We start from the raw sequence: 25420 nt of genomic DNA, 5'->3' as shown, positions 1-25420 counted from the left end.
TCATAACCTGTATTACGACGGGTGATGGGGGGCCTTCGCATGGGCAAAAGCGTCGCGTTGGCATATGTCCTTTGGTTTTTCCTTGGATACTTAGGCATTCATCGGCTCTACTGCGGACGAATTGGAAGCGGCATCGTCATGGCGGCATGTACGGTGGTAGGGGGACTGACCGCACCGCTGTTCATCGGCCACGTGCTATTGTTTATCGTCGGCGTCTGGTGGTTGTTCGATCTCGTCCTAACCGCGCGCATGGCAGGATACCGCGGTTGAACATCAACCGCGGCGACCGTATAATGGTGCCGTTATGCCATGCGCTCAATGTAGAAAGGAAGTCGAGGCATGAAGCTGCAAATCGCCGGCGTGACGTTGGACAACCCTGTCATTCTCGCGCCGATGGCTGGCGTTTGCAACCCGCCGTTTCGCATTCTTGCCAAGGAGCTGGGCGCAGGTATGGTATGCGCCGAAATGGTTAGCGACAAGGCGTTGGTGCACGGCAGTGCGAAATCGCAACGGATGCTCACCATTCTGCCGGATGAACATCCGGTCAGCTTGCAATTGATGGGCTATGACAAGGCCTCGATGGAACAGGCGGCCGAGATGGTCGGGGAGACAAATGCCGATTTAATCGATATCAATATGGGCTGTCCGGTCCTGAAGATCTATAAAAATGGCAGCGGTGCGGCCCTCGCTCGCGATCCGAACTATGCTGCTGAAATCGTACGAGCGGTCGTCAGCCGTGTCGACAAACCGGTGACCGTCAAATTCCGCAAAGGCTGGGATGACGATCACGTCAATGCTGTGGAAGTGGCCATTGCCGTGCAGGAAGCGGGTGCCCAGGCGGTCGCCGTCCATGGCCGCACGGCCAGGCAAATGTATGCGGGTAAGGCGGATTGGGACATCATCCGTCGAGTCAAGGAAGCCGTTCGCATTCCCGTCATTGGCAACGGCGATGTAACGGATCCCTTGGCTGCCAAGCGTATGCTTGAAGAAACAGGTTGTGACGCGGTTATGGTGGGGCGTGCGGCCTTGGGCAACCCTTGGATTTTCCGCGAGATCGCGCATTATCTGGAAACCGGTGAGTTTTTGCCAGCGCCGGCCGTGGACGAGCGAATCGCTGTTACCTTGCGCCATATGCGACTCCTGGTCGAACACAAAGGCGAGGATATCGGCGTGCGCGAGATGCGCAAGCACGCGGCATGGTACATCAAAGGCTTGCCAGGATCCGCGGAGATGCGTACACTCATCAATCAGCAGACCACCATGCCCGGTATGGAGCAGGTCTTAACCAGCTATGTCGAGGAACTGTTGGGTCAAAAGTCTGCGTAATGATACGAATTGCGGCGGGAGGAAAGCCATCTGGCTTTGGCCCGCCGCCTTTGTCATTCGAGAGCCTGACCTTTGGTTTCGCGCCCTAGCAGGCTGACGAACAAGAAGCCAACGATAATGACGGCAAAGAAAATGCCGAAGACCCAGCCGTAGCCCAGTTGCGATCCCAATAGCCATCCGGTAATGAACGGCGCCAAGGCACTGCCGATACGACCGAAGCCCGCGGCCCAGCCCATGCCTGTCGCCCGAAATGCGGTGGGGAATTGCTCCACCGTAAATGCATACGTGCCTGCAAACGCAGCCAGCATGAAGTACGACAACAGCAATCCGAAAACAATGAGGCTTGCTGTGTTCCAGGCAAAGCCAAATGCCAGTGCGGCCAAGGCGGCAAGAATCATCGACGTGGCGAGCGTCTTTTTGCGTCCCCATTTTTCCACCAACCAGGCGGCAGTCAGGTATCCAGGAATTTGCGCAAGGGTCATGACGAGTGAATATCCCAGGCTGTGAACTAAGGAATACCCTTTATCGGACAATACCGATGGCAACCACAAAAACATTCCGTAGTACGAATAATTCATGACGAACCAGAGAATCCATGTCACCAAGGATCTGCGGGCGATACCAGGTGACCAGATTTGGCGAATCGCCTGGCGCATTGAGGTGCGTTGCGACAAGTGTTGGTATTTCGGCGTTTCCGGCAGCGCGAATCGGAGAACGATGCTGTAGAGCGCCGGAATCGCACCAATCAAGAAGACGATCCGCCAACCATGCGACGGGATGACGAAAAAGGATACAAGCGCGGCGACGAGCGAACCAACTGCCCAGAACGATTCGAGCAGAACGACACGGCGCGCGCGGACGGACTCTGGTGAAGTCTCCAGCACGTAGGTGGTTGCGACGGGCAATTCACCTCCGAGTCCCAGCCCCACAAAGAAACGCAGGACGAGGAAAATGCCGATACTCGCAGCAAAGGCGGACAGGCCTGTTGCCAAGCTGTAAATGAGCAGTGTGACGAGAAATAACGATCTTCGACCAAATCGATCTGCGAACAGGCCGGCGAGTCCGGAGCCGATGGCCATGCCTATCGAGCTGATACTGCCGACGAGGCCCGTCACAGTGTGTGTGAGATGCCATTGTTTTGACAGCGAGATCAACACGTATGACAAGATGCCGACATCAAACGCGTCAAACAGCAGACCAAATCCGGATGCTGTGAGAATCCGGGCTGCATAGATGCGTTTGCCGCCGACGGTGATTGGATCCACCACGCCAGTCACCTTCCTTCTCAAATTAAGTTATCCACGGTATATGAAGCGGGCGGTCAGGTGGTGACAAACGCCGTGGCAGGAACCAGCTGGCTGCTGCCGAAGTGAAACACGAGACGATGGGCAGGAGCAGCACAGGGAAACAGAGGTGCGATAGATGGCGAAATCGGTGCAATTGTGGTTTGGGCCGACAGGCAGCGGTCGGTCTCAGGGCGTCATCGAAGCGATGCGTCAGGAAGTCGCGGTTCGGCCAATAGGTTCCCCGCTTTTATGGGTTGTTCCAGACGAGACGGCGTTTGCGGCCGAACAAATGCTGATGGCATCCATGCAGTCTGCGTTGCGGCCGGAGGTTATCACGTTGCGTCGGCTGGCTGAGCGCGTACGCGCGAGCGTGGGGCGCGGCGGACATGTGGTCAACCGAGTCGGGCGACATATCTTGCTCCACGCCGCTTATGAAGACGTGCGCCATCGTCTGGGACCGCTCCAACGAGCGGTGACAGGAGCAGGGCTATACGAGCAAATTCTCGCCGTGTTTGATGAAATGATTCTTTACGAAGTCGACTTGCAGGCTCTGGAGGGAGCCATTGAGACGGCTGCGGCGCGCATCGACGAGATCGATCACCCCCACCACAGCCGTGCCGCTGCCTCTCTGTTCGGCAAGTTGCGCGACATTTGCACGCTCTATGTGCGCTATCGGGAACTTTTGCAACAACATGATTTGTTCGATCCGGCCTTGGCCTTGACCGATGCCGCCAGTGTTGTGGATGAAGTGCCCTGGCTGCGGACGAGCCGACTGTACATCGACGGCTTTAGCTTGATTGCGCCCCAAGAACTTCGCTTTATCACGGCACTGAGCGAACAGGCCGAAGAGGCGGTTGTCGTTTTGGGCGAGATTCAGGCGGAAGCTCTCGCAGCTTGCGCAAAGAGTCGCGACGCGACTGCAAATTGGCCGCGGTTGCAGGATTGGTGGCGCGAGCACGGCGATGTGAACGATGAGCATCACGATCTCGCTCATTTCTATAGCGCCGCACGGCTTGTGTCTGCCCTCATGGAACGCGGGATCGCCTGGGAGGCGGTGGCGTTTGAACCGGGCAAGCGCTTTGCGAAATCTGGGTTGGCACGATTGGAGCGCGCGCTTGCGGGGCAGTCCGAGGGGATTGATGGCCATACAGAAGGTGTGCGGATTTGGCGTGCGCCTGACCAAGAGGCGGAGATGCAAGCGGTGGTCGATGACATCGTCTCGCTGGTCGAACGGGGTGACGCGCGTGGGCGCGATATCGCGATCGTCTGTCCGTCGCTGGACGACTACGGACAACGCCTCGCGCAACGACTGGCGAAGGCTGGTGTTGCACACGCCATCGACGTCTTTCCAACTTTGGACGAGCATCCGCTCGGCCATTTCATCACGAAGGCCATAGCCGTCGTGCAATCGAACATGTCGGCAGCGGCCGTCGCCTCGTGGATCCGCAGCCCATACAGCGGGTTGACTGAGGACGAGCGAGACAGGTTTGATCTGTACATCCGCATGTATGACGTCTCAGGCCGTGCGGCTTGGTTTTCGGATACGCCTTGGACATACGCGCAAATGGCGGTGGATGGCGACGCGGTTGCAGGGACGAGGGAGGATCAGTTTGCCAATCGCATTCGTGTGCAGTTGGTGGCCAAGTTGCAACCGTTTGTCACCGCCTGCAACGAGCCAACACTGCGCCTGGCGGATTTTGCCAAAGCCATTTGGCAGTTGTTTGAGGGGTGTGACGTGAAGGCGAAGGTCGCGGCGGCAGTCGTCAACGGCGACGCGCAGGCGAGTGTGCTCGCAGGCAGCATGGAAGAGCAGGCGTGGAACCAGTGTATCGCCTTGTTGGACGATCTCGCCGGTATCTATCCCGATGTTCGCCTGCCCCAGCGCGATGTCCTGAGCTTGGTGGTCGATGCGCTGCGCCGTGAGCGACTTGCCACGATTCCCAGCAGTGTTGATCAGGTATTGATCTGCGATTATCGCCGTGCGGACCATTGGACGAAGCCATACGTGTTTGTGGTCGGCGCAGATGATGCCCACCTGCCGCCGCGAGCGAGCGACGTGGGTATTCTGCGCGACGATGAGCGCGAGATGTTCACGCGGGCGTTTGGCGTTCCGCTCGGATTCACCGAGGCCGAACAGCACATCGTATTGCAGCGCGTTCCGTACAAGGTGCTCACGCGCGCAAGCACGTTGCTAACGATCAGCTGGGCCGTCAGCGCGGGAGTCAAAGAACACGAGGCAGCTGTTCATGTGCGTTTTGTCGCCAATGCGCTCGCCGTTCCGGTGACCGACGTTCAGCTGCCGGATACGGGTGTGATGAAGGATGCACAGATGCCAATCCTGCGTCCGGATCGCGCATTGCACCTGCTTGTGCAGCGGCTTGCGGGTCTACAACGCGGGATGGCTTGGAATCAGATACTGGACTCCGCAATCGTTCAGGACATACTCGACTACTTTTTCGATGAACACGCTGAACGTGTGCAGGTCTTGCGCAACAGCTTGCGGGGATTGGTACATCGCCTGAGCCATGGACGTCTACCGCAAGAGGTCGCAGAGGGCCTATTTGGACGGCCGTTGCGCACGAGTGTCAATCGACTGGAGACGTTTGCCACGTGCCCCGAACGGCATTTCTTGCAGTATGGGCTGCGGCTTGAGCCGTTGTCGTTTGCTGCCGTGCGCCCGCAGGATGTCGGAACGTTTCTACACGATGTCGCACAAGCGTTGATCGCTCGTTTGGTCGAGCTCGAGGCCACAGCGTCATCACGGCCGGCCGCGAGTTGGGATGAGCATGTCATTCGCGTGGCGGACGATGTATTCGAGGAGCAAATCCATCGAGCCAAGTACAGGCGTTTGCAGAGGGAGCGTGTCGGCGGCGTCCGCATGGCCGATTTGCTGCGCGGTGTGCGGTGGTTGGCACGCATGTTTTGGCGGCAGTTACAGGATGGCGCATTTCGGCCATATGGGCTTGAAAGATCGTACGGCCTTGGCGAAGAAGCGTGGCCCCCTCTCGCGTGGCGGACAAATGGCGGCACAGAGGTCGAATTGCGCGGTCGTATCGATCGCGTCGATCTATTCGAACGGGACGGCGTGCGCTGGTTTCGCATTCTCGACTACAAGTCCAACGCCGACACGGTACTCGATGCCACGAAAGTGTTTTATGGGCTGCAACTGCAGCTGTTAACCTATGCCGAAGTCGTGCGCAGGCAGTTGGCGGATGGAACCGTGGCAAAGCCAGCCGGGGTACATTATGTGCCACTCTTGGCGGTCTGGGACATTTCCGACGCGCCGGAAGGCCTATCGCGCGATCAGATTTTGTCTAAGTATCGGGCAAAAGGGTACATGCACGCCAGTCACGACGTGATCGTGGCCATGGACAGGCAATTGTACGCGGGGGGAGCAACGCCGTTGTTTTCAGCCGTGCTCAAGAAGGACGGCGAATATACGAAGGATGCAAAGGTCTGGTCTGACGAGCAGTGGCAGCGAGTCACGCAGTTTGTCTGGTCGTGGGTCGAACGGATTGCGGATCGCATCATGGCTGGGGATATCGGCGTGCGGCCATACTTTGTCAAACATGTGGACAGCGGCTGTACGCATTGCCCGTATAGCATGGTGTGCCACTTTGAACATGCGGATCACCACGCTTCCTACCGCGTGCTACACAAGCGCACATTTGCCGATGTGCTTGATGCAGGGGAGGCTCAAAGCTGATGCAATGGTCTGGGGATCAAGCGCGCGCCATTGGCCTGCGCAATCAAAACGCGATTGTTTCGGCTGGTGCGGGCTCGGGTAAGACGGCCGTGTTGACCGAGCGGATCGCGACGTTGCTGGCGGCAGATCCGAGCTTGGAAATGGAGAATTTTTTGGTTGTGACCTTTACGGACGCGGCCGCTAATGAAATGCGCGGGCGCATCGCCAAGCGACTCGAACAAATGCGCGAAGAGGCTGAGATACTTGGCGAACGGTCGCGGGCACGTCGTTTTGAACGGCTGTTGAACACGCTTTGGCAGGCGCAGGTCTCGACCATCCACAGTTTCTGCCTGCAGGTCATTCGGCAAAATGCGCTGTCTCTCAACATCTCGCCGACCGTTCACCTGCTTGATCCAAACGAACAGCGCGTCATGATTCGGCAGGCGGCTCGCGACGTGGTCGAGGCAGCGCTTGCAGGTTCAGCGGGAAACGAGGTACAGCGCGCGCTTGTCGCGTTGAGGCTCGTGGCGGCCGATCAGATCACGCAAGCGCTGGTCGATCTCTGTGACACGGCGCGCAGCCAGGTTCATCCGCAAGCATGGCTCGACAAGGTCGCGGCCATGTATCGCGAAGACGGAACGTTTGTCGGCAACGCGTTTGGCGATTGGTTTCAAAAGTGGTTATGCGATGGTTTGGAGCGTGGCTTGGCCGCCATGCTGGTGGCGCAGCAAGCAGCCGCGGGCGTGCCGGAACTGGCCAAGTTTCATGCTTGGGCGACCGATGCCGTAGATGCATTGCAGCGTGCGTTGCAGATCGGGCAAACGCTGCCGCTCGACGTGGATGCTGTCGCGGATATACTGCGTTTTTTCGATCAATCATCTGCGCAAATCAGGTACAAAGGCCCAGAGGCCGATCTGGTCCGTGAAAATGCCAGTCAGGCGAAGGACGTTGTGCGCAAGGTCATTGCACCGGTTGTCTATCGTGGGGAATCCCTGCTCAAGCAGGATCTTGCGAGCTTGTCGCCCCATGTGCACGTGCTGGTCGATCTCGCCAAAGCAGTGCTTACAGAGATGGATCAGCGCAAGGAGCAGCGTGAGGCGCTCGACTTTCAAGATCTTGAACATCTCAGTTACCGCCTCCTTTCCGCGCCAGACAGCATTGCGCTTGCGCGTGTACGCGCGCAGTACCGGCATGTGTTTGTCGACGAATATCAGGATACCAGTCCGATACAGGACGCACTCGTCGATCTCATCACAAGCGGTATGAACAATCTATTTGCTGTCGGCGACGTGAAACAGAGCATCTACAGGTTTCGAATGGCTGAGCCGGGGTTGTTCTTGGACAGGTATCGCCGTTACAGCCGCGGCGAAGACGGCGTTTGTATCGATTTGCGCGACAATTACCGAAGCCGTACAGAAGTCGTCTCCGTGATCAACTACTTATTCCGACAGTTGTTCCATGAAGCGACGTCGGGTTTTGATTACGACAAGCGCTCCGAGATGCGCGCGTCTGCATCGTACCCTTCGCTGGAAGAGGCGCAGCCGGCCGTCGAGTGCCACATTTTCACGGTGAGCCCGGACCCCGACGGTGCCGGTGAACCCGACACGGAAGGGGCAGGCGATGGACAGGAGGACACTGTTGCGTTGGAGCGGCTGGAGCTCGAGGCGGACTGGGCGGCGCGACAGATTTGGCAATGGATGCAGGAGAAGTCCGCAGTGTACGACAGCAAGCTCGAAAGCTCCCGTGCCCTCGCCTATCGTGACATCGCGATTCTGCTGCGCACGGGTAAGCAGAGCTTGAACGTCGTGGTGGCCGCCTTGCAGCGGTACGGGATACCTGCCAACGCCAATACGAGTACAGGGTTTTTCAATGCGCCCGAGATTCAGTGGCTGATTGCTGCGTTGCGGGCCATCGACAATCCTCTAGACTCGTTGTCGTTGGTTGCACTGCTGAGATCGCCACTCATGGGCTGGGATGACGTCATGCTGGCCAGGGTTCGCCTGGTTGCTGGCGGATCGTATTGGCATGCACTCTGCAAGGCCGCGGACAGCGCAGAGCTTGGCGCGGTGCGGCAGGCGGCGGTGGCGGCGTGTGCGCGGATTCGCCGCTGGCGCGCCCTTGCTTCGCGTGCGCAAGTGGCGGATCTCGTGCGAGGCATACTCGAAGAGACTGGTTATCTTCTTTACCTCGACGGCATGACACGAGGCACGATACGGCGCGCCAACGTCGATAAACTTCTCGATCTGGCGACGTCGCATAGAGCGACGGAGCGCGGTGATTTGTTTGGCTTTCTGGAGGTTTGGCGCGCATGGGAGGAAGCCAATCTCGACTTGGGTGCGGCCCTGTTAGCGGACGCCGACGCAGTCTCTGTGATGACCGTTCACCACAGCAAGGGCCTCGAGTTTGCGCGCGTATTCGTCCTTGACCTAGGCCGCCAATTCAACTTCAGTCACAACGGGCCGCTTCTTCTCGAGCGTACGACGGGCATTGGCGCCCACATGTTCGATCCTGTCACAGGCCAGCGTTGGCGTACCGTCGCTTCCATCGCAGCCGCCTACGCCGATAAGCGCGAAGCTCTGGCGGAAGAAGCACGAATCCTGTACGTCGCGATGACGCGTGCCAAGGAAAAACTCATCTTGGTCGGAACATCGCAGAAATTGGAACAGAAGGTACATCAGTCGTATCAAGCCCATGTTCCAGGCAACCCCCAGCTGACCGCGGGGTGGTTTTTTGCGGCGAGATCGTATCTGGATTGGCTCGTTCCCGCATGGGTGCGCCATCCTGCGGGGGCTGCACTGCGCGCGTTGGCGAAAGGCGCGTTTGATGGGCATCTGTTCGATCCGGAGGGCGCCACATTGTCTGTCTCGATTCATGCAGGCGACGAGGCGGCGATGGGTGCGGTGGAGAACCATGCGGATCCTTCCTTTTCCAATCTATCGATTGACGATATCCAGGCAAGGCTTGCAGCCAGTCGTCATCCGAGCGAGGGTGGGCCGCGAGCCGTTCAGATCCGTCCAGTGCAGGTAAGGGGCGTTGACCATCTGTACGCGAAGGTGACGGCGACAGACATGCGCCGCTTGCATACTGCCTTGTCAGGCCGCAGCAGGCATGGTACCGGGTCTGCCGCATCGCTGCTCGAAGATCCCGCCTTTGTGCGCGCGCACTCCGTCTCGCCACGCGAGCGAGGCACAGCGTTTCACGCATTCATGCAACGCTGTACGTGGCCCTGTGCCGCAGAGGCAGACGCCGTCGCCGAAGAGCGCGATCGGCTTTTCGCGAAGGGCTTGCTCGACGCCCGCCTTGCATCTGCATTGCAAGTCGATGACGTCGTTCAATTCCTGCGCTCTGATCTCGGCCTGCGGATGCGCAAAGCGGCGTGTGTGTATCGCGAGCAGCCGTTCTTCCATCGCATCGATGTGCCTGCCGGCGATGGTGAGACGGTGCCTGTCGTGGCGCAGGGCGTGATCGATTGTCTGTTTGAAGAGGCGGAGCGCTGGGTTGTGGTGGACTATAAGACGGATAGGGTACAAAGCGAGGCGGATTTGGAGAGGCTTTTACACGAGTACCGGGCGCAGGTGGCGACATATGTGGCGGCGCTTACCCCCTTGGCAGCGCAGAAGAAAATCGAGGCTTACCTGTATTTTGTCGCCGCAGGCAGAGCGCTGACCGTGCAACCTATGGCTTTATCAACGGTGTTTGAGCGGTTGCTCAGCGTGCGCGATGGGAACTAATCACCCTGTTGCAACCCCCTGCTCGGCGTGGCAGGGGGTCGTTGCGACTCGTTTATCCAATCACGTCGCGCGCACCGTAGTAATGTGCGGAGTAGTACGGGTTTGCAAACACGTTGTGGACAACGACAACGCCTTCGCCGTTGTTGGCGGATGACGACTCAATCATGTTGCCGTTTCCCATATAGATACCAACATGTGTCACGTGGTTCGCATACTGACTCGCGTAGGAGTCGGTATCCGTGAAAAACAGCAAGTCGCCGGGTTGTAACGAGGACTGGGCGACTGGCGTGCCGACAGTGGCTTGATCGTGAGACTGCCGTGGCAACGAAATGTCAAAATGGGCGAACACATACTGCACGAAACCCGAGCAGTCAAAGCCGGTCGTCGGCGAACTGCCACCCCAAGCATAGTGGATGCCGACGAGCGATTGCGCGAAATTCAAGATATTCTGGCGAAGCACCGCGGTCGAGGACGTGGATCCTGATGTGGTCTGTGCCGCTGTGCTCGGCGTGCTGACTGTCGACGACCCAGCGCCGGGCGCCGCGTTGACACTAGCGCTCGATGCGGAGGCAGGAGTCGATGTCAAGGTTGTCGAGTGATTCGCAGGAATCGGCAGGAAAATGGTTTGTCCAATTTGCAAGTTGGTGACGTCTGTGATTTGCGGGTTTGCGGCCTCAAGGGCGGCCAAGGAAATACCATGCGCAACCGCGATTTTGTACAGTGTATCGCCGCTTGCCACCACATAGGGTGTTGGCAGCGCAATCACTTCTCCAGGGTAGATGGATGTCGGATTCTGAATTTGTGGATTCGCAAGTTCCAGAGAGGCCAACGGCACATCTTTGGCGAGCGCGATTTTGTACATGGTGTCTCCTGTTTGTACCGTGTACGCGGCGGCACTGCTGCTGGTTCCGGCAAAGGCGACGCCCATTCCAGGTGCGGCAAGGGTTGCGATGGTGGTGACAACTGCGATGATACCCTTTCTCATGCTGTCGACTCTCCCTTTCGAAACGAATGACATACCATTCGCGCGTGAGGGAGCTTTCACCTTCATGTAAATCGATCCAGTGTAAGGGCAGTCAGGGCAATCATCAGGGTGTGGTGGAGAATATAGGTATCCACGGTTGCGACAGTCGTAGGCAACGTGGCGACTGGATGGCCGCGTTTTGTGCACAACCGTGCAGGATGAAGAGGACAGGGGATGCCGGAAAAGACAGATGAAGCGGAGGAAGCGGCTCCGGGCGAGCATCGACGGGCTGCCGAAACCTCCGCGTTTTGTTGTGTATCGATGCGCCGAAAAAACCTTAAAAGCTCGCGAGACGACTTTGCACCCGATCGTCAGCCAGCCAGTTACGCATGGACACGGCCAGTTTCGGGTCTTCCAACCCGAATGCCAGGTTCGCTTTCAACCAGCCCTCCAAATTGCCGATGTCGTGGCGGACGCCTTCAAACTGGTAGGCGTCGACGAGGTTCAGGGCGGCCAAGCGCTGAAGGGCGTCCGTGAGCTGGAGTTCACCGCCGTGGCCGAGAGGTGTCTCCTCTAACGCGTCGAAAATCGAGGGCGGCAGGACATAACGACCCAGTACGGCCAAATTGGAAGGTGCCTCTGCTTCGCTTGGTTTTTCGATCAATCGCCGCACGGGTATCGGCTCCCGGCTGGCCGTGCGCTTCACCGGCTCGATAATGCCGTACTTCGAGACGTCGGACGCAGGCACAGGTTGAATGCCGAGCAGGGCTCTGTCTACATTCTCGTATTGCGAGAGCAATTGGCGCGTAACAGGCTCGTCCGACTGAATGATGTCGTCGCCGAGCAAGACGGCAAACGGTTCGGAGCCGACGAACGACTTTGCGCACAAAATCGCATGCCCAAGCCCAAGCGGCGTCTTCTGCCTTGTGTAGTGAATATCCACGAGGTCAGAAATCGCTTGCACTTCTGTGAGCATGCTCGCTTTGCGGCTTTGCTCGAGGTGGAGTTCAAGTTCGGGGGAGCGGTCGAAGTGGTCTTCAATCGCCTTCTTTGCGCGACCTGTGATGATCAAGATCTCTTCAATTCCGGAGTAGACCGCTTCCTCCACGATGTACTGTATACATGGTTTATTTAAAATGGGCAGCATTTCTTTCGGAACTGCCTTGGTTGCCGGCAACATGCGCGTGCCAAAACCGGCAGCTGGAATAACCGCCTTGCGTACTTTCATCTTCATTCACCTCTGGCGACGATTCACTGCTAAGAAGCCTGTCCTTCATATTTTAGCCATTGTTGAGGCGGTGCGCCAGCATGTGGATAAACATTCCAACCCTGCCCGAACGCAGTACAAGGGTTCACATATAGTGGAATGAAGTTGAGGAGAGGGCGGGAGTGTGACTTGGCACGCAAACCTGAATTGGGAAAATGGTTGTTGTACCGATTCTTCGCACGGAATGCGAGTGCTCGTAAACATTTGCCGACGACGCGAAAATACAGCAAAAAGTCGCTTGCTTCTATGCTTCAGGCCTATGGAGCGGTGTACTTGAAACCTGCTGCAGGTTCACGCGGGCGCGGCGTGATGAAGGTGTGGAACGATCGGCAGGGCCGCGTGATCGTACAGCATACGGTGCGCCGGCCGATCGCGTTTGCCACGCTGGATAAGGCAAATGTCCACATTCGACGTTCGCAAGGCGGCAACGTGTACATCGTGCAGCAGGCTGTCCGTCTGCTGCAGGTCAAGGGGCGCCCCATGGACGTTCGCGTGATGATGCAGCGAGATCGGCCGGGCGGCAAGTGGCTGTACTCCGGTATGGTTGCAAAAATTGCGGGACCAAGCAGCATCGTGACGAACGTGGCGCTCAGTCATGGTACCGTGATGAGTGTCGATCGCGCCTTGCGTCAAGCCGGCTGGACGAAGGAACAGATAGCGCGCACGAAGTCGCGATTGGTTCAACTCGCACACGCATGGGCAAAACACTTTGACACGTATCAACCCTATCGGGAGCTCGGTTTTGATGTCGCGATCGACGTGGAAGGGGGAATCTGGCTGCTGGAGGAAAATACGGGACCGAGCCATCGCTTGTTTGCAAAAAACATCGACGGGCTCGCCGATTACAGGCGCATTCAATATCGCTGGGGCCGATATGAACAGGCACGGCGACGCAACGGCCCTCGCCAATGCAGCACACCATCCTGCGGCCCACTGCCTGACGCGCGGAAGGCCGTCACGACTCGCCAAAGCATCTCGTGAACAATATGGGCACGGTGTCACCTGCTCCGTAACGATCTTCATCGAGGCGGATCAGGGCATTCGTCGAGGCCAGTCCGCTGATGCTGCCAGAAGATTGCTGTGCCTGCGCGACGGCGGTCAGGACGCCGCCCTGCCAATTCGCGGTGGCGCGATGCACGCGAACGTGTTTTAGCGGTTTCAACCGTACCGGCTCTGCAAGTGTTGTCCGATAAGGAAACGGATGTGCGGCGAGATCGCCCATCATGCGTCGGATTGCAGGCAACACAAGGCTGTGAAATTGCACAAAGCAAGCAGCCGGGTTTCCCGACATCGCGAACACGTTCGTCGTGCCGATCCGCCTGACGATGAGCGGAGAACCGGGGCGCATCCAGACGCGTGACATGGCGATGGGATGTTCACCCGCGACGGAGGAGATGGCGCGCAGAGCGTAATCGGTGTCGCCGACGGACGCGCCGCCAGTCAGCAGAACGCAGTCGACTCTGCCAATGCGGCGCTCGATCTCACCGCAGATGGACTTGAAATCGTCGGGAAGATAGACGATATCGTCCACGATGGCTCCGACTTCGGACAGACTGGCGGCAAGAAACGCGTCGCTGGCGGCGTATACCTGCCCAACGCCGAGTGATTCTTGGCCAGTGCGTAGTTCGTTTCCAGTCACCAGAATGGCGATCCGGCAAGCGCGATAAACTGGTACCTGCATCACGCCGGCAGCTCGCAGCACGGCGATGGTCTGTCCGTCAAGCGGGTGGCCTGACGCAATCAGTTGAGCGCCAGCCGCGACATCTTCGCCTCGACGTTGAATCGATTCGCCCGGCCTGATGCGCTGCAACAAACGAATCGCGTCACCCTCCACATCGGCCCATTCCTGGCGGACGACCGCTGCTGCGCCCATTGGCGCCATGGCGCCCGTGCGCACGCGCACCGCTGCGCCACTTGCGATCGCGGTTGGGTCGGGATCGCCAGCGGCCACAGCCCCGCTTATACGCAGTGGTTCGGTCGCGTCCAAATCGGATGCTGCGATGGCGAAACCGTCCATCATCGCCCGATCAAACGGCGGCAGATCGATGGCGGACACGACATTCTGGGCGATCCGCCGCTTACTGGCCGTCGCCTTCCAGACGTCCACCCATTCCGGCGGGAGTGGCGCAGACAGCGATTGAATCGCCATCCACGCCTCGTCAAACGTGAGAATCTTCATGGCCCTCACTCCCCGTATCGGCGCTGCCACATATCGGCTTACACGAGTGCCTTTTCGATGGCGTCGATTACGTCTTGTGACAGCTTGACACCCGCCGCCTTTGCGTTTTCCACGACCTGCTCCGGCCGGCTTGCACCAACGAGCGCGCTCGCAACGTTTTCCAAGCGCAAGGTCCAGGCGATGGCCATTTGGGCGAGCGAGATACCTGCCTGATCGGCGATGGCGACGAGACGTTCCACTTTGTCGAGCACCGCTTCGTCAACACGCATGAACTGATTGACGCCAGGTGTCGCCAAGCGCGATCCCGCCGGGGCCGGCTGACCCTTGCGATACTTGCCGGTCAAAATGCCCTGCGCGAGCGGGGAGAAGACGACTTGCCCAATGCCTGCGTTTTCGCAGATCGGAACAATTGCCTTTTCGATATAGCGTTCAAACATGTTGTAAATTGGCTGGCTCGCCGCGAACTTGTGTAGCCGCAACTCCTTTTGCAACTGAACGCCGAGAGCAATTTTATCGGCTGGCCATTCGCTCAGACCTGCGTACAACACTTTTCCTTGTGTAATGAGGTCGTCCATGGCGCGTAGTGTCTCTTCGAGGTCCGTGTCAGGATCGAATCGGTGGAAGTAGAAGATATCCACGTAATCGACGCCAAGCGCTTTCAAGCTTTGTTCAGCCTGCTCGATGAGATGTTTGCGGCTAAGTCCGCGATCATTCGGGCCATCACCGACGGGCCAAAACGCTTTCGTCGTGATCACGTAGCTTTGGCGCGGGTATGGCTTTAAGGCTTCGCGCATCACTTCTTCTGCGGCATGAGGTTTCGCTCCATAGACGTTGGCACAGTCAAAATGATTGATGCCAAGTTCATACGCCTGCTTGACACAGGCGACAGCCTGTTCCCTTTCGGTGACAGTGCCATATGTAAGCCAGCTGCCCAGCGCGATTTCGGATACTTTCAAACCACTTTTTCCAAGTCTGCGATATTCCATATAGAAACACCTCCTCCACCATTGTACCTTGGTTCGTCCAATACACAAAATTCGTACAATCAACAGCCTAAGCTGCGGGATGCTGAACGAGAATTGTCAGTTCTGGGACAAAGGAATGCAAGCAGGCCAGACAGAAATAGAATGAGACACGAAGAGGAGGGGGCACAAGTGGAGATCCTGCGCATCTTGGGTTTGAAACCGCTTACTGATGTTAAATCCGTATTATGCGTTCAGCCGCATCCGGACGACAACGAGGTGGGGGCAGGAGGCACCTTGACGCGGTTGGCGGCAAATGGGTGTCAAGTCTGCTACGTGACCGTGACCGATGGCCGCTATGGCGGCTCGGATCAGACTGTGTCCGCGGACGAAAGGGTTCGCATTCGGCAGGCAGAACTGCGATCAGCCGGGGAAATTGTCGGTGTATCGCACCACTATGAGTTGTCTTTCGAAGATTTGGGTAGTTATTCGGAATACGAAGTGATGTCTGCGTTGATCCCCATACTTCGCGATGTAGAGCCCGAACTGGTGATGACGGTGGATCCGTGGGCGCCGTATGAGGCACATCCTGATCATCAAAAAGTCGGCCGCGCAGTCGCGGCTGCGGTGCTAGCTGCCAACAGCTTGATTAAACCGGACTGTGGCCAGCCATGCACCGTGCCCATGATTGCGTTCTACGCGAGCGCCTATCCAAACACGTATGTCGATGTCACAGACTTTTGGGATGCCAAGCTCGCCTCGATACTGGCTCACAAAAGTCAGTTCGCCAACGACGAGTGGCCCCTGCTCGTCCAGTATTTCGAGCATCAGGCCAAGCAGTACTACGGCGCTATGCAAATGGCACAAGGGGTAGCAGAACCTTTGTCAGAAGGCTTTGCGGAGGCGTTTAAAGTGTTGTCACCGCGCCAGTTGCACTTTTTCCCTGCGGCACTTCACATGTGATTTTGGGGGTGGGGCTATGCAAGCACCACAGGCAAGGATGGGGGCCAGTCCATCTGGTCATACGTCTTCACAGGTGCCGCCAAGCAAACGTATCGCCTATGCGGCAAACCAGGTTGCCATCAACATGCTCTGGCAGGCGTTCAACGCCGTGGCGGTCTATTTTTACGTCACCAACTTGCATGTATCAGCTGTTGCCATCTCGACCGGCATGATTGCGTATGGCGTCTTGAACGCGCTTTTTAACTTGCTTGCCGGACACATCAGCGATCGAACGAACACGCGCTGGGGCAGGAGAATCCCTTATATTGCCCTGTGTTCACTGCCGTTTGCCTTATCGTTTGTGCTTCTCTTCTCGCCTCCATCGCTCGGGCACGCGGGGCTCTTGTGTTACTTTTTTGCGATGACGCTCGCTTTTGATCTGAGTTTTACCTTTACAGCTTTGAACGCGGGTGCCTTGTACCCGGAAATGTTTGTAAGTCAGCGCGATCGCGCATATGTCTCGGCGCTCCAGCAATTGTTTGGCATCATCGGCCTCATCGCCGGTGTGGCGCTCGCAAAGTCGCTCGGTCAGTCGCTGGGTTGGCGTACGATGGGACTCGTATTCGGGGCCATTGGACTGCTGAGCATGTATGTGTCCCTGTATGGCAGCTTTGAGCGCAAGGAGAGGCGTGAAAGGCCGTTCGGCTGGGGGGAGGCGTTGTCTTCCACGTTCCGCAATCGCCATTTTCTGTTGTACGTCGCCGCCAGTTTCTTGGTCCAATTCACGACGACGTTGTTTACCAGTACCTCTTCGTTTTACACGACCTATGTCATCCGCTTGACCCCCATGCAAAATTCGTTGTTCCTCGGCGGCATTTTTATTGTCGCCATGCCTCTTTCGTTCATCTGGGCCCGTGCAGCGGTGCGCTTTTCTTCAGCGCGATCGCTCTGCCTTTCCATTGTGCTCTATGCCTTCGTCGAACTGTTGTTGCTGGTGGATCGCAGTCCAGTGTCTTTACTTTGCACGGGTTTGGCGCTCGGCGTTCCCATTGCAGGATTTATGGTTCTGTTGAACGTCCTGCTGGCTGAAGTGATTGACATTGATGCACTGCGCACGGGCAGGCGGCGCGAGGGTATGTATCTGGGTGTGAATGGATGCGTCGTGCGCCTTGGCATGTCGCTGCAATATGCGGTAATGGCGATCTTTTTTGCCCTCAGTGGTTACCGGTCAGGCGCGCCTGTTCAAGTTGCTGGTACCATTCTTGGCTTTCGGATTCTGCTTGGACTTGTACCGCTTGTATTTTTGCTAGCAGCGTTCGTCCTCATGCTTTTGTATATTCGCATGAAAGGGCGGGCTGTGGAAACCGCCCGCACACCGTCGGTTCCGACGTGAACTTGGGCGGTAAATGTTGTCTGTGTTAAGCTGTGCATAGACTTCGGCCGATCACGGCCACTATGCGAGGTGTCCAGGTTGCCACAGAAACAATATGACAAAGCCCCAGATTTTCAATTGAACGAAGGAAGCCGCTATGAAGCGGTTGTCCATACGGACAAGGGTGAATTCACCATCGAGTTGTTGGCGAACAAGGCGCCGCTCACGGTGAACAACTTTGTCTTTCTTGCCCGCGACGGCTATTATGACGGCGTGATCTTTCACCGCGTGATCAAAGAATTCATGATTCAGGGTGGAGATCCGACAGGGACAGGGCGGGGTGGCCCGGGTTACCGTTTTCGCGATGAATTACCGCCCGTGTTGTCCTATGAACCTGGCGTCGTTGCCATGGCCAACGCAGGCCCGAACACAAACGGATCACAGTTTTTTATTTGTACCGGCGACATGAGCAAGAACCTCAATCGGTCGCCGTATTACTCCGTATTTGGCCGCATCAGCGCCGGCATGGATACTGTCATGGACATTGCATCACAGCCGGTGGAACGGAGCGATATGGGTGAGGTCAGCCGTCCGGTGGATCCTGTGCATATCAAGCGGATCGAAATCATTGAATACAGTGCCTGAATCAAGGTGAAGGTGAACCTCGATTCCGCATCAGCCTTGCCAATTAGTCCATGCCTTTGCTCGTTGTTGCGCGTAAGGTACAGCAAACGTGCGAGGAGGAATGGACATGGCAAACCTTCGGGCGCTTGCGATGCAGCACATTGGCCGTCCGGTTGTGGTGCATACCGCATATGGAGTACACCGCGGCATTCTGCATCACATCGATGATCGCGGTTTGTATTTGCAAACGTATCGCCAAGGTGGTCGCCTTGCTGCCGCTGCGGATGAGGCGAATGTGCAGACACTAAATCAGGGCGCAGGTGAATTGGATGCGCAATCTGCTTGGTGGATCTGGCCATTTTTCTTCATTCCGTGGGCGGCTGCCTGGGCTTTGGCCCCGTGGTGGGGACCCTACTGGTGGTGAGCCGGGTGCTTCGCCCGGCTCTTGCTTTACACAGGTTTGCTCAAAAGGAGGACAAGATTTGGCGAAAACTGCGTTTATCACATCTGCAGGTAAAGGGCTTGGACACGCCATGGTGCGCAGGCTGGCAAGGGCTGGCTGGGACGTGGCTTTTACATACGGCAAAAGCCAAGAAGAAGCTCTGCGCCTCGCGGCGGATGTCGAGGCAATGGGGCACGGTGCCCTTGCGATTTCTTGTGATTTATTTGATCGGGAATCCGTACTGGCTGCGCTCGCGCAAGCTAAACGACAATTTTCTTGTATCGATGCACTCGTTCACAACTTCGGGCCCTTTGTCTTCGAGCGCAAACCATTGGCCGACTACGACGAAGAGATGTGGCAGCGCATGATGCACGGGAACCTGACCAACTTCTTTTGGCTGTACAGGGAAGTTGTCCACGACATGCGAGCGCGTGGGTTTGGTCGGTTTGTCACGGTGGGCTACGAGGGTGCTGGCGAAGCCCGTGGATGGCGGTACCGGGCGGCATACGCCGCTGCCAAGTCGGGTTTGGCTGCACTCACGCGATCGATCGCGCGCGAAGAGCGCACATACGGAATTACGGCAAACATGGTCTGCCCCGGCGACATTCGCGGGGAGGACAAGATGCGGATGATTGAAGATGTCGCTGCCGAGCGAACGGAGGAAGGGCTGCGGCCGCCGGTCGGCGAGGATGTTGCACGCGCAGTGGAATGGTTCCTGCGCGAGGACAGTCAGGAAGTGAACGGAACGGTTCTCGAGGTGACCGGCGCCCGCGAGATCGTGGCGAAAGACTCGTTTCCTAAGCGTACATCGTAATGTTACGTTTCCTGTTCTTCGCGTAATTTCCTGCGTTGGTGCAACGTTTTGCGCAGAGACGAACTCAGACGCCATGTCAAATATACGGCGAATGCGGCAGCCAGGAGCAGATACAAAGTGCTATCCCGCATGCGCTATCCCTCCTTGTTCCTTTGCCGCCTGCTTGGTGCAGGCAATTTGGTACTGTATATGAATGTTTTCCAAGTGCTGTTTTGCTATGCGGAATTACGAATCAAAAACTTCACTCTCAAGCCTTCATTTGTGACATAATAGTGACCGGAGGAGGGCTGTCCGTGGAGGTTCACACTGTCGGGATCGTCGGTGCAGGAGCAGTTGGGCGGGGGATTGCCATGACCTGTGCCGTAAGCGGATTGCAAGTGCGGCTGTACGACGTGGATCCGAACGTCGTCGAAACGGCCATGTTTCAAATTGGCCAGCGCGTGGCTTCGCAAGCAAGAAACGCGCGCTTGATGCAAGACGAAATGGAAGGGGTGCTGCACCGCATTCGCACGCTATCCCGTCTCGACGGAATGGACGAGGTGGACGTCGTCTTCGAGGCGGTACCGGAAGACCTCGAGACGAAGCGGACGGTCTTCACACAGCTCGATGGGATATGCCCCCAGCGCACTGTCTTTGTCACGGGTACTTCGGGATTGTCCATCACGGAATTGGCCCAGGCGACGTTGCGCCCGGATCGCTTTATCGGAATGCATTTCTTTCATCCCGTCTCGACGGTTGGCTTAGTCGAAATTGCGCGCGGGTACGAGACGAGTTATGAGACGTTTGAGGTCGCGGTTGCCCTGTGCAGGCGGATCGACAAGACGCCCATCGTCGTCCAGGATGTTCCGCCGTTCGTCGTCAATCGCATTCTCGTGCCGATGGTCAATGAGGCCATCTTTATGCTCCAAGAAGGACTGGCGACTGCGGAGGATATCGATACCGCGATGCGGTTGGGTGCGAATCACCCGATAGGGCCGCTCGCGTTGGCCGATAAGATGGGACTTGACGCGCTGTTGACCATCACCGAAACGCTTTTGCGCGAAACAGGAGATCCGAAATATCGCCCGCCGCGGTTGCTTCGCCAATTGGTTCGGTCTGGGAAGCTGGGCCGTAAGACGGGCGAGGGCTTCTACCATTACGACGAAGATTGACGGTTTCGCCATGTTTGAAATGCGTTGTCAAGGACGGCAGCGGAGCGATGCAGTTGCGTTATGTCATCCTCGTCGAGAGGCAGTTCAAGCACGGCTTCGACGCCTTTGTGGGACAGTTTGACAGGCAGTCCAATGAATACGTCCTCTGGCAGGCCATACGCTCCCTCGCTGCGCACCGATACGGGAAGTACTTGCGGGACTGGCGAAAGAAGCGCATGAATCATCGCCACGACCGCGTGTGCGGGGGTGACCGCAGCGCCGTGCGTGGCAAACTTGGACAGAATTTCACCACCGCCATACCGAGTGTGTTCGACGGCCGTTTGCCAAAGCTCGTCGGACATCAAAAGAGTGGCGGGTATGCCATGAATGGATGCGAATTGGCGAACGGGGAGCATGTGATCACCGTGTCCGCCAAGAACCATCGCGCGCACGTCGCGCTGGCTGACATCACACAACGCCGCTATCCAGGTCGCCAGACGGGCGCTATCGAGAATCCCGCCTTGAGCCATCACTCGATTCGCGGGAAATCCGGTAGCTTCCCAAGCTGTCCGGGCAAGAATATCTGCCGGATTGGTCAGCACAATCACGAACGCGTCCGGCGCTCGTTGTTTGATCTCCTCGCAAATCTCCCTCACAATCTGCGCGTTCGTCGCCAACAGTTCCTCTCGGGCGAGACCCGGTCGCCGACCGATGCCTGCTGTGATCACAACAATCTGTGCACCTGTGCAGATGGCGGGATCGTTACCGCCGTAAATGCGGCTGTCACGGCCTGTCAAAACGCCGGCTTGGCCGATATCGAGCGCCTTGCCTTCCGCCAGTGCGCCATTCACATCGATGAGGGCGATCTCGCCAAAATTGTCGTACAAAAGCAGTTCCGCAATCGCGCCACCGGTGCCGCCCGCACCGAAAACGGCTACTTTCACCTCGTTTGCCAACACCGCCCACCTCGATTCCCATCGCTTACGACCTCATCGTACGGGGGGCTTAAGCAAACCGTTCTTAATGCGGGCGCTCCAACGGCTCTAGATGGGCGGATCGCAATCCTTTCGGATACAGGTTGTTTAGTCGCCCGGGGGCGCCTTTGGCAAAGCCAAGGCCGTATCCGGCATACGCCAGGTGGACAAATCCGCGCAGATCTTTCGGGTTGTCGAGTGCTTCCCCACGCAGATAGGCCATAGCCTCTGCTTCGTCAAGTTCTATCGAGGATGGAAACGCGTTGGCTGGCAAGGCACGCGATAGCGCGTGGTGGGGAGAGAACTGATCGGTTTTCCACGTTGCGAGTGGGCAGCCTGGTCGCAGGACGCGTAAGCCGTCTGTCGGCAAGTCCCCTAATTCATCGCTAAATATCATGTCCTTTTGTATGCGCGGCTGGACAAAGGTGGACGGCGGATCGGCCACGGTGGAGCTCAGCCAAGCGGACCAGTCGCGCCGGTTCTTCGTTGGCCGAACTGCTCGGACGCGGGTTGTCTGCATGGGCAGAGCGTCTTCCGCCAAGCGCAGACGGGCGACGAAGTGTCCTTCGCCGCGTGCGAGATGCGGCCAGAGGCGGCGAGTGCCCAAGAGTTCGGGGCGATCGAAGGCCCATTCCGGACGCCCAGAACTCCATCCAGGCCATTCGGGAAGCGGATCGATGGACAGTGGAAAGGAGTCCAACAGCCACGCAACGATTCGTTCGTTTTCCAAGGGATTGAATGTACAAGTCGAGTAGACGAGGCGTCCTCCGGGTTTGAGCAGCTTTATGGCGCTGATCAAAATTTCTTGTTGCCGCATTTGGCAGCGATCCGGACTGTCAGCCTGCCACTGGTTTGCGGCTTGTGGGTCCTTGCGAAACATGCCTTCGCCAGAGCAGGGGGCGTCCACGAGCACCGCGTCGAACGCAGATGGCCACGCTGTTGCCAATCGATCCGGCGATTCGTTGACGATGGCGGCTCGTGCACCGACGCGTTCGATATTTTCGGCAAGTGCGCGCACGCGCGTTGGATGGAATTCGTTTGCTACAAGTCGCCCGCCGCCCGCGCGCGAAAGCAAGGACGCGAGGTGGGTGGTTTTGCCACCGGGCGCTGCACACAGATCGAGAATGCGCTCGCCTGTTTGGGGAGCAACCGCGAGAGCGATGGCCATTGCCGACGGCTCCTGCAGGTAGTAAGCTCCCGCCTCATGTAGAACCGTCTTGCCAAGTGCTGCATCGACATCGATGTAATATCCGTCTGGTGTCCAGGGAATGGAGGCGTTGAGATGGGGCACCAGCAAGCTGGGTATATGCAGAGGCATGGCCTTGCATCCAGATAGGCGAAGGCCGCGCGTCGGTGGCGATGCAAGCGCCTCGAACAGCGAGGTGGCTTCGGTTCCAAGCCAGTTCTGCATGAGTGCACAAAATGCTTTTGGCAACTCTGTGTATTCATTTCGATTAGCCATCCGCGAATCTCCTTTCGCTATGGCAGGTTGTCCACAATCGGCAGAGGCGGTATAGTGATACGGGACCTGCGCATATTCCGGCGCTTATGGCGCTATCTTTGTAGAGGTGACATGGCATGTTGAATCAACCCAATAAGACGCTGGTGACGGTACCGAATCCGCATCCGGATCGCGTCTATACGGTCGAGATGGAGACCGCCGAGTTCACGACGCTCTGCCCGATGACGGGGCAACCCGACTTCGCGACCATCTATATCGAATACCAACCACATGAGAAGCTGGTGGAACTCAAGTCCCTCAAGCTTTACTTGTGGAGCTATCGCAACGAGGCCAGTTACCATGAGGATTGCGTCAATCGCATCCTAAACGACTTTGTTGCTGCGGCCGAGCCCCGATCAGCCAAAGTCGTTGGCGATTTTACCATTCGCGGGGGTATTCACACAAAGGTAACGGTTGAATATACGAAGTGATGGGGCTTGATGGGGCGCGATCGCGCCGACTGGTACGTCGCCAGTTGGTGGGTCGCGCTTTTTTCTTTGTAGGAACCGCAGGACGTCACAAGCGCACAGTCAGACACTGCTTCGCCACATATCATGGTGAGGGAACGAGTGAGGTGGTGGGCGTGGCTGAGGAAGGGAACAAACGAAAACTGTTAGGGATTGCGACGACATCGTTACCGAGTGTTCGCGGTGGCATCCGGCGTCCTGCGCCGCACTATGTGCGCATTGCCCGCGCCGCGGCACGAATGGGTATGGATGTATGTTTGTTCGACCCGCACCACGTGAATTGGCAGACCGGAAGCGTGAGTGGATACATGCCGGAACGCCCACAGGTGCCGGAAGGGAACTGGGTCAAGCGGACGATGCGGCTGCCTGATGTTATATACGAAAACGTGTACGTACACCTTGCGATCCGAGGGTATTCAGCGACGCTTCGAGAACAGGCGAAACGGCATCAGATTCCGCTATTTAACCCCATGCTGCCGGGGAAATGGAAGATGATTTCGGTATTGCGCCAAGCGGGTATGAGCGACGCGACACCGGAAACGGAGCGCATCGCCTCCAGCGAGCAAGTGATTCACCGTGTAAACGAGTGGCAAACTGCCTACGTCAAGCCCATCGGCGGTTACGGAGGTATGAATGTCTACCGGATCGAACGATTGCACGCGGATCGGTACAGGGTAAGCGCGGATCGGCGCGGCTCACATGGTGGAAAATGGCGCAAGGTGATGTCGGATGCACAGCTTCGCACATGGCTGCGGCCGCGCGTGGGAGGCTATCTACTACAGCGCGGTTTGCAGCTTCTGACAGTTGGTGGTCGCAAAGTCGACTTTCGGGTTGTATTGCACCGCGATGAGCACGGGGAGTGGCAACTCGTTGGCATGGTTCCCAAAGTGGCGGCTCCGGACGGCGTGGTGACAAACATCATCGCTGGCGGGGAGCGGGTACCCATGAGTCGGCTTGTACAAATGGCGGAAGCAGATGGGAAGACCATACCCTTGGAGGCTTTGGAAACCCGAGCGCGGGCCATTGCACGGGCGCTTTCAAGACGCTACCCGACTACTGCATTGGTGGGTTTTGATATGGCCGTTGAAGAGGATGGATCCGTCAAGATGATTGAGATGAACCCCAAGCCAGCGCGATCGCTCTTGGACGGCCCTATGCTGGCCAAATTGGCAGACTACCAAGCGGGATTTGCCAAGTTTTTAGCGAAGTAGGTTGATCGCAAATGGGGCCGACATTTCCAAGGCAGGGGAGCGAACTTGTCTTTTGAGCATAACGGAACATTCAGCCAGGGGAAGCCTGCCTTTCTCCTGGCTGTTTCGATCTGAAGCAGGATGGAGGTGTTCCGTTATGGAGTGATAAAGCATGTCGCAGCATCACGCGCAAATACAGCGCGCACATGCGGTGCATAGTCTCGAAATGGGTGTCAACAGCGCGCGCGATAGATTAGGATGTATAATTCACGGCAGTCATGGTTATCCATAAAAATACACTAGACAGCCGCAATCTCGCGTAGTATAGTAGTCGATGCCGCTTCGGACGGCGCAGTTTGCGACGCCAAGCAGCACAGTCGGTAAGAAGCTGTTTCTCGCCAGCGAGTGAGCGATGCAAAACTTACCGATTGACGATGAAGTGTAAGCTGTGATATATTGATTGGGCTGCCTCGAACGGCAGTGTCGCTCCTTGAAAACTAAACACACACCACGCCAGTTTATCTGTCTCGCGTATGCGGGATAGTGAGATTTCATTGAGAGTTT

At 57.3% G+C, this 25420-nt stretch carries 21 protein-coding genes; 13 read left to right on the top strand and 8 right to left on the bottom strand.

The features are described from left to right. Window positions 1-39 precede the first annotated feature (39 nt). Both C7445_RS00100 and dusB read left to right on the top strand, forming a co-directional pair. Entirely contained in the window at window positions 40-270 is a 231-nt protein-coding gene (locus tag C7445_RS00100; RefSeq protein WP_040289042.1) for a TM2 domain-containing protein, read from the top strand. Window positions 271-339: 69 nt separating this feature from the next. Next, the gene (dusB, locus tag C7445_RS00095; protein ID WP_134158036.1) at window positions 340-1326 is read left to right on the top strand and encodes a tRNA dihydrouridine synthase DusB; all 987 of its coding nucleotides are present in this window, start codon (window positions 340-342) and stop codon (window positions 1324-1326) included. A gap of 53 nt (window positions 1327-1379) precedes the next feature. On the opposite strand, the gene C7445_RS00090 is transcribed toward dusB, so the two are convergent. Next, window positions 1380-2594 carry an MFS transporter gene (locus C7445_RS00090; RefSeq protein ID WP_134158035.1) on the bottom strand — a complete coding sequence of 405 codons (1215 nt, stop codon included), beginning with the start codon at window positions 2592-2594 and terminating at the stop codon, window positions 1380-1382. A 154-nt stretch (window positions 2595-2748) separates the two neighbouring features. Here C7445_RS00090 and C7445_RS00085 point away from each other — a divergent pair, with 154 nt between their 5' ends. After that, complete coding sequence (locus C7445_RS00085; protein WP_134158034.1) at window positions 2749-6318, top strand: PD-(D/E)XK nuclease family protein; 3570 nt, start codon at window positions 2749-2751, stop codon at window positions 6316-6318. Continuing rightward, window positions 6318-10028, top strand: a complete 3711-nt coding sequence (gene addA, locus C7445_RS00080; protein WP_134158033.1) for a helicase-exonuclease AddAB subunit AddA — start codon at window positions 6318-6320, stop codon at window positions 10026-10028. Before C7445_RS00085 ends, addA begins: the two co-directional genes overlap by 1 nt. A gap of 52 nt (window positions 10029-10080) precedes the next feature. On the opposite strand, the gene C7445_RS00075 is transcribed toward addA, so the two are convergent. Beyond that, the gene (locus tag C7445_RS00075) at window positions 10081-11013 is read right to left on the bottom strand and encodes a C40 family peptidase (RefSeq protein WP_134158032.1); all 933 of its coding nucleotides are present in this window, start codon (window positions 11011-11013) and stop codon (window positions 10081-10083) included. A gap of 316 nt (window positions 11014-11329) precedes the next feature. Then, complete coding sequence (gene galU / locus C7445_RS00070) at window positions 11330-12220, bottom strand: UTP--glucose-1-phosphate uridylyltransferase GalU (protein WP_424922973.1); 891 nt, start codon at window positions 12218-12220, stop codon at window positions 11330-11332. Window positions 12221-12388: 168 nt separating this feature from the next. Here galU and C7445_RS00065 point away from each other — a divergent pair, with 168 nt between their 5' ends. Beyond that, window positions 12389-13240 (top strand): YheC/YheD family protein, encoded by an 852-nt coding sequence (locus C7445_RS00065; protein ID WP_166668911.1) that lies wholly within the window; start codon window positions 12389-12391, stop codon window positions 13238-13240. On the opposite strand, the gene C7445_RS00060 is transcribed toward C7445_RS00065, so the two are convergent. Continuing rightward, a complete protein-coding gene (locus tag C7445_RS00060; protein WP_134158029.1) occupies window positions 13215-14438 on the bottom strand; it encodes a molybdopterin molybdotransferase MoeA in 1224 nt (407 codons plus the stop codon). The two genes, C7445_RS00065 and C7445_RS00060, sit on opposite strands and share 26 nt — an antisense overlap. A 38-nt stretch (window positions 14439-14476) precedes the next feature. Then, window positions 14477-15424: an aldo/keto reductase family protein gene (locus tag C7445_RS00055; RefSeq protein ID WP_134158028.1), complete on the bottom strand. Its 948-nt coding sequence runs from the start codon at window positions 15422-15424 to the stop codon at window positions 14477-14479. A gap of 168 nt (window positions 15425-15592) precedes the next feature. On the opposite strand from C7445_RS00055, the gene C7445_RS00050 reads away from it, so the two are divergent. The 5 genes from C7445_RS00050 to C7445_RS00030 all read left to right on the top strand — a co-directional run bounded on the left by C7445_RS00050 (window position 15593) and on the right by C7445_RS00030 (window position 19594). Beyond that, window positions 15593-16363, top strand: coding sequence for a PIG-L deacetylase family protein (locus tag C7445_RS00050; protein WP_134158027.1), 771 nt, complete (start codon window positions 15593-15595; stop codon window positions 16361-16363). A 16-nt stretch (window positions 16364-16379) separates the two neighbouring features. Continuing rightward, window positions 16380-17735 (top strand): MFS transporter, encoded by a 1356-nt coding sequence (locus C7445_RS00045; RefSeq protein WP_243834842.1) that lies wholly within the window; start codon window positions 16380-16382, stop codon window positions 17733-17735. 69 nt (window positions 17736-17804) lie between these two features. Further along, window positions 17805-18359 carry a peptidylprolyl isomerase gene (locus tag C7445_RS00040; protein WP_134158026.1) on the top strand — a complete coding sequence of 185 codons (555 nt, stop codon included), beginning with the start codon at window positions 17805-17807 and terminating at the stop codon, window positions 18357-18359. Between the two features lie 106 nt (window positions 18360-18465). After that, the gene (locus tag C7445_RS00035) at window positions 18466-18762 is read left to right on the top strand and encodes a hypothetical protein (protein WP_134158025.1); all 297 of its coding nucleotides are present in this window, start codon (window positions 18466-18468) and stop codon (window positions 18760-18762) included. Between the two features lie 58 nt (window positions 18763-18820). Beyond that, a complete protein-coding gene (locus C7445_RS00030) occupies window positions 18821-19594 on the top strand; it encodes an SDR family oxidoreductase (RefSeq protein ID WP_134158024.1) in 774 nt (257 codons plus the stop codon). A gap of 2 nt (window positions 19595-19596) precedes the next feature. On the opposite strand, the gene C7445_RS14875 is transcribed toward C7445_RS00030, so the two are convergent. Then, window positions 19597-19725 (bottom strand): hypothetical protein, encoded by a 129-nt coding sequence (locus C7445_RS14875; protein WP_279586198.1) that lies wholly within the window; start codon window positions 19723-19725, stop codon window positions 19597-19599. A 162-nt stretch (window positions 19726-19887) separates the two neighbouring features. Between C7445_RS14875 and C7445_RS00025 the strand changes: the two genes are divergently transcribed. Then, a complete protein-coding gene (locus C7445_RS00025) occupies window positions 19888-20745 on the top strand; it encodes a 3-hydroxyacyl-CoA dehydrogenase family protein (RefSeq protein ID WP_134158023.1) in 858 nt (285 codons plus the stop codon). Here C7445_RS00025 and C7445_RS00020 read toward each other — a convergent pair. Next, window positions 20730-21680 (bottom strand): malate dehydrogenase, encoded by a 951-nt coding sequence (locus C7445_RS00020; RefSeq protein ID WP_166668910.1) that lies wholly within the window; start codon window positions 21678-21680, stop codon window positions 20730-20732. The two genes, C7445_RS00025 and C7445_RS00020, sit on opposite strands and share 16 nt — an antisense overlap. A gap of 64 nt (window positions 21681-21744) precedes the next feature. After that, entirely contained in the window at window positions 21745-23160 is a 1416-nt protein-coding gene (locus tag C7445_RS00015; protein WP_134158021.1) for an RsmB/NOP family class I SAM-dependent RNA methyltransferase, read from the bottom strand. A gap of 116 nt (window positions 23161-23276) precedes the next feature. Here C7445_RS00015 and queF point away from each other — a divergent pair, with 116 nt between their 5' ends. Continuing rightward, window positions 23277-23630: a preQ(1) synthase gene (gene queF / locus C7445_RS00010; protein WP_134158020.1), complete on the top strand. Its 354-nt coding sequence runs from the start codon at window positions 23277-23279 to the stop codon at window positions 23628-23630. Between the two features lie 152 nt (window positions 23631-23782). Next, the gene (locus C7445_RS00005; RefSeq protein WP_243834841.1) at window positions 23783-24877 is read left to right on the top strand and encodes a YheC/YheD family endospore coat-associated protein; all 1095 of its coding nucleotides are present in this window, start codon (window positions 23783-23785) and stop codon (window positions 24875-24877) included. Window positions 24878-25420: the final 543 nt, after the last annotated feature.

Origin of the sequence: Alicyclobacillus sacchari (genome assembly GCF_004366795.1) — a bacterium.
In the GTDB taxonomy this organism is placed as follows: Bacteria; Bacillota; Bacilli; order Alicyclobacillales; family Alicyclobacillaceae; genus Alicyclobacillus; species Alicyclobacillus sacchari.
The sequence above is the reverse complement of the archived record's forward strand: the minus strand, read 5'-3'. Positions and strand labels throughout refer to the sequence as shown.

Excerpts from the sequence above, each read along its gene's own strand:
- galU (WP_424922973.1), bottom strand. The coding sequence starts at position 12,220 with ATGAAAGTACGCAAGGCGGTTATTCCAGCTGCCGGTTTTGGCACGCGC.
- dusB (WP_134158036.1), top strand. The coding sequence starts at position 340 with ATGAAGCTGCAAATCGCCGGCGTGACGTTGGACAACCCTGTCATTCTC.
- C7445_RS00100 (WP_040289042.1), top strand. The coding sequence starts at position 40 with ATGGGCAAAAGCGTCGCGTTGGCATATGTCCTTTGGTTTTTCCTTGGA.
- C7445_RS00055 (WP_134158028.1), bottom strand. The coding sequence starts at position 15,424 with ATGGAATATCGCAGACTTGGAAAAAGTGGTTTGAAAGTATCCGAAATC.
- C7445_RS00045 (WP_243834842.1), top strand. The coding sequence starts at position 16,380 with ATGCAAGCACCACAGGCAAGGATGGGGGCCAGTCCATCTGGTCATACG.
- C7445_RS14875 (WP_279586198.1), bottom strand. The coding sequence starts at position 19,725 with ATGCGGGATAGCACTTTGTATCTGCTCCTGGCTGCCGCATTCGCCGTA.
- addA (WP_134158033.1), top strand. The coding sequence starts at position 6,318 with ATGCAATGGTCTGGGGATCAAGCGCGCGCCATTGGCCTGCGCAATCAA.
- C7445_RS00015 (WP_134158021.1), bottom strand. The coding sequence starts at position 23,160 with ATGGCTAATCGAAATGAATACACAGAGTTGCCAAAAGCATTTTGTGCA.
- queF (WP_134158020.1), top strand. The coding sequence starts at position 23,277 with ATGTTGAATCAACCCAATAAGACGCTGGTGACGGTACCGAATCCGCAT.
- C7445_RS00060 (WP_134158029.1), bottom strand. The coding sequence starts at position 14,438 with ATGAAGATTCTCACGTTTGACGAGGCGTGGATGGCGATTCAATCGCTG.
- C7445_RS00085 (WP_134158034.1), top strand. The coding sequence starts at position 2,749 with ATGGCGAAATCGGTGCAATTGTGGTTTGGGCCGACAGGCAGCGGTCGG.
- C7445_RS00075 (WP_134158032.1), bottom strand. The coding sequence starts at position 11,013 with ATGAGAAAGGGTATCATCGCAGTTGTCACCACCATCGCAACCCTTGCC.
- C7445_RS00035 (WP_134158025.1), top strand. The coding sequence starts at position 18,466 with ATGGCAAACCTTCGGGCGCTTGCGATGCAGCACATTGGCCGTCCGGTT.